The sequence below is a fragment of the Methylotuvimicrobium sp. KM2 genome, assembly GCF_038051925.1.
Lineage (GTDB): Bacteria > Pseudomonadota > Gammaproteobacteria > Methylococcales > Methylomonadaceae > Methylotuvimicrobium.
Window position 1 is genome coordinate 2,552,867 of record NZ_CP150634.1, and the last position, 13,831, is coordinate 2,566,697.

Genomic DNA, 13,831 nt, shown 5'->3' on the forward strand with positions numbered 1-13,831 from the left:
TCTCGTGCTTTTCGTGAGTTTGCTGCCGTTTTTAGATCAAATAATCATGAGACGTAATGATGTCGATGCAGTGTACCGCAATTGACAAAACGACTGATTAAACGGGATTCCACGATAGGCACTTCCGTGTGCCGCTACCTCGATAATCGTTACTGTGAAAGTACAATGCCGGCTCCGAAGAGGGTGCGGTTGCTCGATCGACAGGCGTCGGCGGCAGGGAAAGCCGCCGTCGAGCCTACATGGACGTATTTACTCAGCACCTAAATTATCTATGTAATCAATCATGGCCAATAGGCTATGGAATTTAGGTGCTGGATTTAGGTGCTGGGTTTACGGCGTCCTGTCGGGCGAGTGACCGCCCCCACCACAGCTCGCATTTTCATTTGCCGGGGCGATTGCCTGGCCTTCATGAACGTTACGGTCGGCGAAATTTATTCCAGGTTCGCATGCCGCGATCTCATTTCTTCTTCTGGAATGCCTTTTTCGTGGATGACATGAGAGATGGTCGCTTCCAGAAATGCCAATGTGGAAAGTTCGAAAACCGTTCCCATTGGCATGCCGATAACCTTGCCGTACTGTTCCGGGCTACCGACTCTAAACACGGCATCGGCCATGTCGCCGATTGTCGACTCGCTTTTCGCTGAAATCAGCACGATTTGTGCGCCGATATCCCGTGCCCGCTTAGTAAAGGCAACGAGTTGTTCGGTTTCGCCGGAGCCGGAAATAATAATCAGCAAATCGCCTTGCTTGATACTGGGGGTAACGATTTCGCCGACTACACTGGTATCGTAACCGCTATGCATCAGCCGCATGGCAAAAAAGCGGCCAATCAAGCCCGACCGTCCCGCACCTGAAACAAAAATTCGTCGCGCCTGATCGAGCATGCTCGTCAGTTTTCTATCATAAGAATCATCGGTTACATATAAAACATCCGAAATCTTATCGACGACAAATTCACGATGCGTGCCCTTGCTATTGACCAAGCGTTGAATTTTTCGAGCGGCATTGGCTGGAGATGGCGCTCCTGTAATCGCGCCTCCTACGACAATTATGTCAACTCCGGCTTTAACAACATCCCGAACAGTTTCAGGCTTAATACCGCCGGCAACAGAAACCCGTGTATTGAGCCCTAAGCGCAATAAATCTTGTAAATCCGCGAAGGGTGTCTGTCCGGCCGCCTGGGCGTCAATTCCGGTATGAATGCCGATAATTTGCGCGCCGGCCGCGACGGCTTCCGCTGCACAACTGGCTTTATCCTCGACATTGATCAAATCGACTTGAACTTCGGCATTATATTTTTTTGCAGCGCTGATAACGCCTTTGATAGTTGAAATCCCCGATGTTCCAAGTACCGTGCAGATATCCGCACCGGCTTCATAGAATGGACTGGCTTCGTATTCACCGGCATCCATCGTTTTAAGATCGACCAGTAGCAATTTATCGGGGAATCTGCGTTTAATTTCCTTGACCAATTCAAGCCCATTGAACTTGATACAAGGTGTGCCGATTTCAATGATATCGACATAAGGCGCCGCTTGCGAAGCAAGTTCCAGGGTTTTGTCGAAATCCAAAGAATCTAGTGCCAATTGAATCAATGGTTTTGCCATTTTATGCGCTCCTGATTAGTTATATTATTTATCACACAATAGCATTCGGTCAGAGCAGCACTCTAAAGCAGAAAAAGGATATCTGTCAATTTTCGAAAGGCTCGACCATTGAAAAGCCCTAAGGATTTCGTGATAAATAACGTCCTGGAGTTTTATTACTCCCTTTATACTCAAAAATTAGCTATTTTTGTGAAGGTATGGGATGTGGTTAGCGAGGATGTCGGCAGCAGGTCAGATTTTTGCTCCATGCAAAACCCGCATTCACGCCATCCTTGGCTTTCGATTGCTGCTGTCAAGCCCCCATGGATGGGTTCACGGCGATCCTCGGTAGACACATCCCATACCCTTTATTCTTAGACGGTTTTTCAATCAAAAAGGAGTAGCTTTGTTTAGGTTTCAGTTGCGATGATTAAGCAAGATTAAGTGAGGGGAACGCTTTCTTTTGGTTTTTTGATGAATTTCGCTTGCTTCCATCATCATATGCCGGCACCAAGGGCAAATGCAATCGTCGGGCCGGCTTTGTTCTGACGGTAAAATCTCATCGCCACAGCGTTCGCAAATGATCGGTCTCGGTAAAAATTTCATTTGAACTCGTCCTTAAAAAATGTTCAGCACAGACTAACCTGAGTCCATGCTGCTTTTTTGTGACGAATTCACACTTTGGGTGCGATATTTACCAAAACCTTTAATTTATGTTGATTATTTCACATTACGTTCTAAATGCAGCGCGAATACTCAATGCTATTCCTAGCGATCATCAACTCAATTGTTGCAACAAAAAAGGTATTAATTCAGTCATCGGCAATTCTTGGCTTTCACTCGCAGTCCGAGCCCGGTATTCGATCATGCCGGAGTCGAGGCTGCGGTCGCCGATTACGACACGATGCGGAATACCGATCAATTCCATATCGGAAAACATGAAGCCGGCTCGGACTTTTCGATCGTCGAATAACACCTCGATTCCGGCGTCGAGTAGTTCTCGATAGAGTTTTTCGGCAGCCGCGCGCAGACGTTCCGACTTATGCATATTCATCGGGCACAAGGCCACTTGGAACGGAGCCAATTGGGCCGGCCAGATAATGCCATTGTCGTCATGGTTCTGCTCGATCGCCGCCGCAACAATCCGCGAAATACCGATGCCGTAACACCCCATGATCATCGTCTGATTCTTACCGCCTTCGTTGATGATGTCGGCTTTCATCGCTGAACTGTATTTCGTACCCAGTTGAAAAATATGACCCACCTCGATACCTCGAGCGATAGTAATCGCGCCTTGCCCGTCCGGGCTCGGATCGCCCTCGACCACGAGGCGTAAATCCTCGATTTGTTCAGGCAAAGGAATATCCCGCTGCCAATTCACGCCGCGGTAATGCTTGCCGTCTTGATTGGCTCCGCATACAAAATCGGACATCAAGACGACACTTCGGTCCGCAATGATTTTAATTTTCAGTCCGAAAGGACCGACCGAGCCGGGCTTTGCATTACAAACAGACATCACTTGCTCTTCGTCGGCTAATTGCAAGGGAACTGCGATACCGGAAATTTTTTCGGCCTTGATCGCATTCAATTCATGATCGCCTCGCAATAACAAAGCGACTAACTCGTCTTCTTCGCCTTTGACGATCAAGGTTTTTAGGCATCTAGATTTGGCAATCCCGAAAAAGGCACTGACTTCTTCTATCGAATGTTGATCCGGTGTGTCCACTAGATCGAGCGATTCGGTAGCCGGGCCCCTGTCGCCTGCGGGCATTAACGCCTCGGCTTTTTCGATGTTGGCGGCATAATCGCTTTTCGTCGAAAAGGCAATCGCATCCTCTCCGGATTCGGCCAATACATGAAATTCGTGCGATACCGCACCGCCGATCGATCCTGAATCGGCGATCACAGCCCTATATTGCAAACCGAAGCGGTTGAAGATATTGCTGTAGGCCTGATACATGACTTGATAGGTTTCTTGAAGGGATTCCTGATCGAGATGGAAAGAGTAAGCATCCTTCATGACGAATTCGCGTGAACGCATCACGCCGAATCGTGGCCGTATTTCGTCCCGGAATTTGGTTTGGATTTGATAATAGGTAATCGGCAACTGCTTATAACTTTTAACCTCATGCCTCGCCAAATCGGTAATGATTTCCTCATGCGTAGGACCCAAACAAAAATCGCGTTGGTGGCGGTCTTGTAAGCGAGCCAGTTCGGGTCCATACTGATCCCAACGACCGGTCTCCTGCCACAACTCGGCGGGTTGCAAAGCCGGCATCAAGACTTCTAATGCGCCGGCTTTTTCCATCTCCTCGCGGGTAATTTTTTCGACTTTTCGCATGACTCTAAGCCCTAGCGGCAACCAGGTATAAAGACCGGCGGCTAGTTTGCGAATTAAGCCTGCTCGAATCATGAGCTTATGACTGGCGATTTCGGCATCCGAAGGCGTTTCTTTGACGGTATTGAGAGGGAATTGAGAGGTGCGCATGTCTATGACTAAAATGTTAAAATGCGTATTCTACCGAGTAAACACCGCCAAAGTCATCACATCATCGACATCCGGTTTTCTGATATCATTCAGCATCGATTGTTTACCGGCGATCGAATCACAATAAAGCGAAGGACAACTCACCTTGAATTATAGAACTTCCGTTAACTCGACTAGTCGTATTGCATTAACGGCTTTACTGTTTTATTTTGCGGGACAATTGGCATTACCGCTGTCCTTGCCGCCTAGTTACGCCACGGCAATCTGGCCGCCGGCCGGTATCGGCTTCGCGGCTACGTTGCTCTGGGGAAACAAAGTATTACCGGCTATTTTTTTGGCTGAATTAGCTATCCATTATGAAGTCTACGATTTCATGACTTTATGGCAATCCCCCGGCCAACTCTTAATTTTTCTCAGTTCACCGGTCAACAGCGTGCTTAGGGCTTGGACCGGAGCCTTTTTAGTAAAAAAAATCGTAGGCTACCCGAACCCTTTGATTTCCGCCAAAGAAATCATGCTGTTTTTTTTCTTATCCGGTCCGGTCGCTACATTGATGCCGGCGTTACTAAGTGTTTATGCATTGGTTGAAACCGGTGTCATCGTCGAATCGGATTTCGGATTCGGATTCTTAACCTGGTGGCTCGGAGATTGCATCGGCATCGTGGTTTTCACGCCTTTATTCTTGACGATTTTCGAGCCCTCCTTACAAAGTCGCACGAAACGCTGGTTACCGTTATGCGCAACCTTGATAGCAGGTTTAGCCCTAGTCGCAATTTCTTACTTATTGGCTCATCAACGAGAAGGCTTACGCCTACAGGAAATCATCGAAAACAAGGCGGAAACGATACAATACGCTTTAGAAGACAATTATAAGACCCATGCAAACACCTTGTCGCTTTACCACTCATTAATCGGTTCGAGCGATACGATTGACTATCAATCGTTACAAATTTTTTCGGACTGGGTTTTCAACACTTACCCAGGCGTCCCTTATATTGAATGGCTAGAGGCCTCGAAAGCAAGTCAAGATAAAACGGCATGGTCGATCAAGTATTCGACTAAAAAGTATTTCGATGACAGCTATCCTATTTCGGAAAAACGCCACCAAGAAATCGTGTTAGCGCTGGAGCCTCAAGCAATAACCGATCGAAGCTCTAAAATATTGGCATTTGGAAACAGTTCCAGGCAGTTTTTTATTTATACGCCTTTTTTCGAGACCGATCAGACCTTAAAAGGCTATGTTATCGAAGCTTTCGATATCGAGCGTTTTATTGAAGACGCCCTGCTTCGAAAAAGCATTGAATATATCGATATTAGGCTTTTCGAAAAAACCACCGACGGAAAACAGCAATGGTTGTTTCCTTTAGAGTCTAAGCGCGCCATTCCGGATCCGTTTGCCATCACCACGCTAAAGCCGCTCAATATCGGCGGGCAATCCTGGTTCATTCAAGTTTCGCCCGATTTAGCTTTTCTTGGAAATTATTACTCCTGGCCGGTTTGGGGTATTTTGGCCGGCGGTATGTTGCTGACCAGTTTAATGGGTATCGGTTTTTTGATTGTCACCGGGCAAACCGAGTTAATCCTAGTCGAAGTGGAAAAGCGCACGCATGATCTTAATCAAAGCAATCGGAAACTACGGCTTAGCAAAGAACAATTACGCTTAGCCGCAACCGCTTTCGAAACCCAAGAAGGGATTATGATTACCGATAAAAAAGGCAGAATTTTGAGGGTGAATAATGCTTTCACAAAAATCACCGGTTATTCCAGTGAGGACGTCATTGGTAAAATCCCCTCGGTTTTAAGATCCAGACACCATAATCGCGATTGTTTCGATGAGTTTTGGAGGCAATTAGCCAGCCAAGGACAGTATGAAGGCGAGATCTGGAATCGGCGAAAGAATGGAGAGGTCTACCCGGAATGGCAGACCGTTACGGCCGTTAAAAACGAAACCGGCGAAATAAGCCATTTTGTGTCAATTTTTTCCGATATCACTGAAAAAAAAGAAAATGAATCACGCATCCACAATCTGGCCTTCTACGATCCTTTAACCAACTTGCCGAATCGTCGCTTGTTGATCAACCGTCTAGATAAAGAAATCGCTGTCGCCAAACGACATGGCCATTTCGGCGCCGTGATATTCATGGATTTGGACCATTTTAAATTCTTGAATGACTCGCTAGGCCATCATGTCGGCGACGAATTACTTATTCAAGTAGCAAACCGCTTGGAATCGGTTGTGCGAGATGAAGATACCGCCGCCCGCTTAGGCGGCGACGAATTTATCGTTCTGATCAACTGCAATGCTAAAAACTTATCGGAAGCAGCCGATCACGCACTAACGGTCGCCGAAAAGATTAATGTCAAAATCAATGAGCCGTTCTTACTCAACGAGTTTCAACATCAACTTTCACCCAGTATCGGTATAACCTTGTTTCCGGATAATGACGATAACCCGGACCGTATTCTGCAACAAGCCGATACGGCGATGTATCGATCGAAAGCTTCAGGCCGTAACAGCATCAGCTTTTTTCATCCGAACATGCAAGAAGCTGCCGATCTGCGCATTAAGATGGAAAACGAGCTTCGAGAAGCGATCGATCAAGGTCATTTCGTTTTGAATTACCAAGCCCAGTTTGACGCCGAAAACGAGATTATAGGAGCCGAAGCATTAATAAGATGGCAGCACCCTCAAAAAGGCCTGATTCCCCCCATTGAGTTCATCAAAATTGCCGAAGAATCTCGTTTGATTTTACAGTTAGGGCGTTGGGTGATCATGGAAGCGTGCCTGCAAATCCAATCATGGCAACAAAAGGGTTTAATTGTGCCGCGTATTGCAATTAATGTGAGCTCTAATCAATTCAGGCAAAGCGACTTTGTCGATCAAATAGAACATTCGCTGAGCGTTAGCGGCATTACTGCCGATTGCTTGGAGATAGAATTAACCGAACACGTTGTTATCGATAACATCGAAGATACCATTGAAAAAATGAAAGCCTTGAAAGCGCTGGGCCTATCGATTTCAATCGACGACTTCGGCACCGGTTATTCCTCGCTTGCTTACTTGAAACAATTACCGTTGAATCAATTAAAAATAGACAAAAGTTTTGTTCGCGACATTTCCACCGACCCGAACGATGCGATCATCGTCGAGACAATGATCGACATGGCAAAACATTTAGGCTTGACTATGATTGCCGAAGGTGTGGAAACGAACGAGCAATTGGCATTTCTAAAGAGTAAGGGCTGCACAGGGTTTCAAGGCTACTATTTTAGTCATCCGGCAACGGCGGATCAATTTGCCGAACTCTACTTACAGCGATTCTTACAGCGATCGAAGCAAGTACCCTTATAAAAATTATTATTCTTATTGCATAAAAATCGGCATTGCATAAGAAAGCACTGGCGTGTCGGTTATTTTTCTCGGTAAGCGCTGGATTACAAAAAGCTATATACCCGTCGTAGATCAAAATTCAGCGCCTAGGTGTCCGCTAAAGGACGCCGTGAACCCAGCACCTAAATCCAGCACCTAAATTCCATAACCGATTGGCTATGTTTAATATCATGACTAATTTAGGTGCTGGATGAATTCCATAGATCTTTGGCAATGATTCAAAATCATGGCTTATTTAGGTGCTGGATGCATTACGCAAGATAGCTAGCATATCCAAAAGGCTTAGGGATTTAGGTGCTGGGTGAATACGTCCATGTAGGCTCTATGCCAGCTCCATGCGATCAAAGCCTTTATCTGACACCCAGGCGCCTCCTCTGGCACTGCTGAAATTTGAAGTGTGAAAGGTATAAAACAACTTCTTATCCTTTGGCGCGATATTGAAAAAGGTACAGATTAACTATTGCTTATTCGGTCTCGATCTTTTCTTTTTTCATATGTTTTAGATAAGTAACGATCGCCTCCGCTTGCTGCCGATCAAGAATCATTTCAAAAGACGGCATTTTAGTGCCCGACCGGTAAGCAGGCGCATTAAGAATAAAGCCGGCCAACTCCGCTTCGATAAAATATTCGGTAATGTTTTTCGGAACATTGAGTTCCGGCCCAACCTGACCGCCGGACAAATTAACCGAATGGCAACGAATGCAATAAGTCGAAAATAAATTGAAACCGGCACGAATATCATCGGCTTTTTTGGCCGGCGCAGCTGCGCCGAAATAAGTCGAAGCCGGTTGCAGCGAAATCGCTGCCAATTGAAACGGCCATGGATAACGCCATTTGTCTAGCCCTTGCTTAGGCCAAACCAAATAAAACGGCGCCGGCGTTGTGGTTTCTTTGCCGAATTTGAATGTCATCCATTTTTGCCCCGACGGCGCTTCGACATCTCGAAACGCAATATAGCCTTGTTCCGACATTGCATCCGCCAACGCCATAGAAACGCTGTAACCATCTTTGGCAGTAAACACGAGCACCCTATCCTTAGCTGTTCGATCGGCTTCAGAAAAACGACTCAAAATTTGCGCTAGCGGAATCGCTTCGTATTCTTTAGCGGTTTTATAAACCGGATCTTCCTTGATTTGAATACGTTTTACTGTAGTCAGATCGATACCGGAGAGCTCAATTGTCGGCCACTCCTCCGCAGATACCGAATTCGACTGAAAAATTGCAATCAGTAAAAATAAAAAAAACTTTAATCTAGTCATAATCGAAACAGTGAATTAGTTGGTTTAATTGGTTGGTATCGATAGGCTTCGTTAGATAATGATCGAAACCGGCATCGAGCGCTTCTCTGATTGTTTGTCGATCGGCATATGCACTAATTGCGATCAATTGAATATCATTGTTTTCTTGTCTGAGCAATCTTACCAGTTCGATTCCGTTCATAACAGGCATATTCAGATCGATAAAAGCGACTTTGTAATGATATTTGTGAATCATATTCAAGGCGTCGACTCCGTTGTCAACGCAATCGACCGCACAATCTTGCTTCAACAGTAACTGTTTCAGCAGTATTAAATTAATTTCATTATCATCCGCGATTAAAATCTGTAATTTACCGAAATGTTTATTGTAGGGAACGACTAAACCGGAAGTTTTAGCAGCTTTTACAGAATCGGTTTTCAGGGGTAGATTCACTGTAAAAACACTGCCGCTCCCCTGCTCGCTTTGCACCGAAATACTACCTTGCATGAGCTTGATCAACTCCTTGCATATAGCCAAACCAATGCCAATACCTTCCTTGTAAAGCCCTTTTCCTCTTAATTGAATAAAAGGGGAAAAAATCAAGTTGAGATGCTCATTAGCTATGCCGCATCCGGTGTCCGCTACCGTAATAATCAACTGATCGCGCTGATACTCCGTCGTCAATATAACGCGTCCGCGATCGGTATATTTAATTGCGTTATCCAATAAATTAGCAATTATTTGACGCAAGCGTTTTTGATCGCCATGAAGAAATTGCGGCAAATTATGTTGATTATGAACAAACGCTAATTGTTTTTCAGCGGCCTTTAACCTAAATAACTCAACAATGTCATTAATAAGGCTTACAAAATCGAAGCGCTCTATTACAAACTTAGTTTTATTACTTTCAATTGCGGCAATATCAAGAATATCGTTAATCAGCGTTAATAAATCTTCGCTACAATGACTAATGATATTGACTTGCTGTTTTTGCGCTTCAGGAATTTCCGGCGATTTTTGCAATAATTGCGCGAATCCCATGATACCGTTCAGCGGTGTACGCAGTTCATGACTAATTTTTGCCAAAAACTGACTCTTAGCTTCATTAGCGGTTTCAGCCGCCTGTTTGGCACTCAGCAACTCCGCAGTCCTTTCACTGACGACCAATTCTGTTTTGACATGCCGACCGGTTAGCATTAACAACCCGGCGCCAAGCAAACTAGAGAATAACAGGCCGCTTATCAAAAACCACCACATCGGCCAGTGAAAATGGGCGTAAACCGAGCTATGGTCTTGATAAAAATAAAACTGCCATTCCTGATTGCCCAATAACAACGAATATTTACGAAAGTCATTGTGTAAATGATCCTTGGTATTACTATAAATAATGCTGTAACCGGATTCGGAATCGGAACCGGTAATCGCAAGGTAAACTCCTCCTGTATTGAGCCCCTTAAATGCCTGTCGGATCATGCTTTCGGTAGAAACCGTGCTTGACAAAATACCTATAGGAGTTTGTGGATTTACTTTCGTTGACCGATAAATCGGTAACAGGAAATGAATATGTCCCTTAGCGGGTTCAATAATCGCTTTTATCAATGAATCGGAACTTTGAAGACGAGCAAATTGATCGAGCCGCCGCTCCGACAACTCTAGCGGCACCGAAATTGACTCATCTCGATGCTCGCTATAGACTGGATACAATTTAAAGCGAGACTTCTCTTTTATGAGATAACGCTGCCAACGGATGGATTGTATTTCAGGAAATTCATCAAAACCATGTCGAGCCGCCAATTCAAAATCATCAGGCCTAACAGAATTGTCGCCGATAAAAAGATTGCCGGTTGCATAAACAATTCGCTGGTGCTGCTTGATTCGATGCTTAAGCGCCTCGGCTAACATTAGCGATTGATTTTCGAAATCCTGATCATGCTGTTTGCGATCGAGTTTTTGCACATAAAAGAAAAAACCGATAATCAGCATAAAACTTAACAATAAAGGAATTCCGACTGGAAAGAAGCGTTTACGCCAAATCGACTTAGGGCTGGCAAAAACAATCAGCAGCAAAGGCGTAAACACAAAAACGCCGATACTGTCGCCAACTCATTTGATAATCCAATTAATGGGGATTTCCGAAGGCTCAAGGACTCCGATCAACGCGAGTGCTGTAACATCTAATGTTGCGGGAATCGAACAACTCACCGGCCCGCCGAATAATAAAAAGAGAATGATATGTTTGTCTTCCAACAAAACACTGGGGAAACCGATCATACGACCGATTAAATATCGACCGGTTAAAGCACTGACCGAGGCACCGATTGCCGAGACTAAAGAAACGGCCAACATATTGTCGTCGAAACCAAATGTTAGAGCGGAAATAAAAAAATTGCCGATAAAGATTCCCGGCCAAACCCGATTGCCAAGAAGTAAAAGCAACCCTAACGCAATACCTGCGGAAGGCCATACCGCACTTGCTGGACCGGGGGGTAAAGTCAATTCGAGGCCAAGTAATCCAAACACAAAATAGAGAAGTCCAACCAGTATCATCAGCGAAACGGATTGCCCAAAATCGGCAAGAGATAAACTACTAGGTCTCATTTTTTTGTTTACAGGACTTGATTTTTTTTTGTTTAATTAAAAAAAGTGTTACGTCTCGGGCCTAACTATTCACGGCGTCTTTTGTAATATGGTACCTAAAAAGCGTTGTAATTATTCATTCCCCTGGCAATTATCGTTCCCACGCTCTGCGTGGGAATGCCTGAGTACCGCTCCAGCGGTACGAGACGCTAGAGCGTCTCAGTCTTCATTCCCACGCTGAAGCCTGGGAACGATAGGGGGGAGACGAATAATTACAAAGGGTTAGATAGTTATAGCTTCGACCGCGAAAAATGTAAGCGTTAATGTACGGATTCAATTAACCCAGTCTTAACATTATTCGAACATAAGCTTTTGAATATTCAAATAAAGTTAATATTATGGCACTACAAATCCATTTTTGGCATGTTTTTTAATCCATATGATTTAATGATATAGACCGTAGGAACTATATTTGTTAAGGCTGGGTTAAGGATTTCGTCTAACGAATATCGTTGCTCTTTTAATTTTAACTCATATCATAAATATCCCCCCTAATCCCTTGAACATCATTAAATTCATCAACGAAGACATCTGGAGAATTCAAGAGCATTCGTTGAATCGCTATGAAGCGTACGGATTGCACGCCTTGAAAATCTTATTGCTATCTGCAAAAGGCTTCATCCGCGACCTTTGTATACTTCGTTCCACGGCTTTAGCTCTTTATACATTACTATCGATTGTACCGGTTTTTGCAATGCTATTCGGCGTCGCAAAGGGCTTCGGTTTCGAACGAATTCTAAAAGAGAAATTGCTGGAGCAAGTCCCGGAACACGATACGATGATCGTGCAATTGATCGGTTTTGCCGAGAACATGCTGGAGAATGCAAAGGGCGGCGTTGTGGCGGGAATCGGGGTGATTTTTTTGTTCTGGACGGTCATCAAGGTTATCGGATTCATTGAAGCATCGTTCAATGCCATCTGGCAAATCGATAGCGACCGGTCGTTGAATCGTAAGCTCAGCGATTACCTGTCCTTGATGTTTCTCGCACCGATACTACTGATAATTTCCAGTAGCATTACGGTTTTTTTGAAAACGCATGTCGGCTGGCTATTAGAGATCATGCATTTACCCGATTTCGGCGCAAATCTGGTATTGCAACTATTAGGATTGTCTCCCCTGGTTATCATGTCGGCGTTATTATCGTTCATATACATTTATATTCCGAATCATAAAGTCAAGCTAAAACCCGGATTAATCGCAGGCATTTTGGCCGCTATTGCCTATCAGACTTTTCAATGGGCTTATCTCACCTTGCAATTCGGAGTTTCGGAATACAATGCAATATACGGCAGTTTTGCGGCCTTGCCGCTATTTATCCTATCGTTACAAATCGGCTGGATGATTGTACTATTCGGCTGCGAAATCGCGTTTTATTTACAAAATTTCACCGAGTTCAAGGAAGATAAAAAATACAGCGAACCGAGCCTAATCATACAAAAGGCCTCGGCATTAAAGATGATGCAATTGATGATTCATGCATTTACCGAAGAAGCGCCACCCTTGACAGAAGGCGAAATCAGTAAACGGCTCAGACTTCCGATTTCAGTTGTTAGAGCGGTATTAATAAAACTGAAAGATGGCGGTATCGTTATCGAGCTAAACCGGGAAGAAGACGAAGAGACGGTATTTCTTCCGGCGGTCGACAGTCACCGGCTTGATGTAGCTCGGGTCATCAAATCGCTGGAAGAGTATGGTCAGCATAAACTCCCGGACATTCAAGGTATCGAAGATTGCTTGAAGTTGATCGAGGAATCCGAAAAGTTACTGGAATCCAGTAAAATCAACACATTAGTCAAGGATATTTAAGTAAAAAATACCTTTTTCTGGCAATCCTGCGGTCTTTTGACTATGATTTCCGAAAATCATCAATATTCTGCTAGGAAATAAAACCTTGTCTACATCCAACGATAAGAGAATTCATCCGCGATTAATCCATCGGGCCCCCGTGCTGGTCATTATTCCCGCTTCAGGCAAAACCGAACGATTACAAATGCAGGATTTTTCGGTCGGAGGTGTATTCATCAATTGTCTCAACGAAACATTGCCGCAAATCGGCGACGAAATACAAATCCAAACCTTGGAAATCGAGGATGCTCCGGTTTTAGACGTCAAAGTCGTAAGAGTCATACCTCAAAAGGGCTTTGCGGTTGAGTTTATGTGAAAACGATAATCCTAAATTCAGCGGTTTATCCATGAAGGACATGAAATTCATAAAGAATTTCAAGAAATAACCTAACGTTCATGAAGGCCTGGCAACCACCCCGGAAAATGAAAGTGGGAGAGGGTGCGGTTACTCGCCCGACAGGACGCCGTGAACCCAGCACCTAAATCCAGCACCTAAATTCCATAGGTCTTTGGCAATGATCAAATGCATGGCTTATTATAGGTGCTGGATGAATTATCCAAGATGATTAACCATGACCAATAGGTTATGGAATTTAGGTGCTGGGTGAATACGTACATGTAAGCTCGAGGGCGGCTATCCCTGC

The 13,831-nt window shown here is 44.6% G+C and carries 8 protein-coding genes; 3 read left to right on the forward strand and 5 right to left on the reverse strand.

All coding sequences use genetic code 11. The annotated features are described in order from the left end of the window. Window positions 1-431: 431 nt before the first annotated feature. Window positions 432-1,607, reverse strand: coding sequence for a bifunctional 3-hexulose-6-phosphate synthase/6-phospho-3-hexuloisomerase (gene hxlAB, locus WJM45_RS10820; protein WP_341325119.1), 1,176 nt, complete (start codon window positions 1,605-1,607; stop codon window positions 432-434). 757 nt (window positions 1,608-2,364) lie between these two features. Further along, window positions 2,365-4,074, reverse strand: coding sequence for a proline--tRNA ligase (locus tag WJM45_RS10825; protein WP_341325120.1), 1,710 nt, complete (start codon window positions 4,072-4,074; stop codon window positions 2,365-2,367). A gap of 145 nt (window positions 4,075-4,219) precedes the next feature. On the opposite strand from WJM45_RS10825, the gene WJM45_RS10830 reads away from it, so the two are divergent. Beyond that, window positions 4,220-7,426 carry an EAL domain-containing protein gene (locus WJM45_RS10830; protein ID WP_341325121.1) on the forward strand — a complete coding sequence of 1,069 codons (3,207 nt, stop codon included), beginning with the start codon at window positions 4,220-4,222 and terminating at the stop codon, window positions 7,424-7,426. Window positions 7,427-7,929: 503 nt separating this feature from the next. Here the strand turns inward: WJM45_RS10830 and WJM45_RS10835 are convergent. From WJM45_RS10835 to WJM45_RS10845, 3 genes are read right to left on the reverse strand one after another with little or no spacing between them, the layout of a single operon-like run. After that, a complete protein-coding gene (locus WJM45_RS10835) occupies window positions 7,930-8,724 on the reverse strand; it encodes a cytochrome c (protein WP_341325122.1) in 795 nt (264 codons plus the stop codon). Then, window positions 8,717-10,783 carry an ATP-binding protein gene (locus WJM45_RS10840; protein WP_341325123.1) on the reverse strand — a complete coding sequence of 689 codons (2,067 nt, stop codon included), beginning with the start codon at window positions 10,781-10,783 and terminating at the stop codon, window positions 8,717-8,719. Before WJM45_RS10840 ends, WJM45_RS10835 begins: the two co-directional genes overlap by 8 nt. A gap of 24 nt (window positions 10,784-10,807) precedes the next feature. Further along, window positions 10,808-11,302, reverse strand: coding sequence for an MASE1 domain-containing protein (locus WJM45_RS10845; protein WP_341325124.1), 495 nt, complete (start codon window positions 11,300-11,302; stop codon window positions 10,808-10,810). 538 nt (window positions 11,303-11,840) lie between these two features. Here WJM45_RS10845 and WJM45_RS10850 point away from each other — a divergent pair. Together WJM45_RS10850 and WJM45_RS10855 are read left to right on the forward strand one after the other, a co-directional pair. Continuing rightward, a complete protein-coding gene (locus WJM45_RS10850; RefSeq protein ID WP_341325125.1) occupies window positions 11,841-13,148 on the forward strand; it encodes a YihY/virulence factor BrkB family protein in 1,308 nt (435 codons plus the stop codon). Window positions 13,149-13,233: 85 nt separating this feature from the next. After that, window positions 13,234-13,503, forward strand: a complete 270-nt coding sequence (locus tag WJM45_RS10855; RefSeq protein WP_341325126.1) for a PilZ domain-containing protein — start codon at window positions 13,234-13,236, stop codon at window positions 13,501-13,503. Window positions 13,504-13,831: the final 328 nt, after the last annotated feature.

Excerpts from the sequence above, each read along its gene's own strand:
- hxlAB (WP_341325119.1), bottom strand. The coding sequence starts at position 1,607 with ATGGCAAAACCATTGATTCAATTGGCACTAGATTCTTTGGATTTCGAC.
- WJM45_RS10825 (WP_341325120.1), bottom strand. The coding sequence starts at position 4,074 with ATGCGCACCTCTCAATTCCCTCTCAATACCGTCAAAGAAACGCCTTCG.
- WJM45_RS10835 (WP_341325122.1), bottom strand. The coding sequence starts at position 8,724 with ATGACTAGATTAAAGTTTTTTTTATTTTTACTGATTGCAATTTTTCAG.
- WJM45_RS10845 (WP_341325124.1), bottom strand. The coding sequence starts at position 11,302 with ATGAGACCTAGTAGTTTATCTCTTGCCGATTTTGGGCAATCCGTTTCG.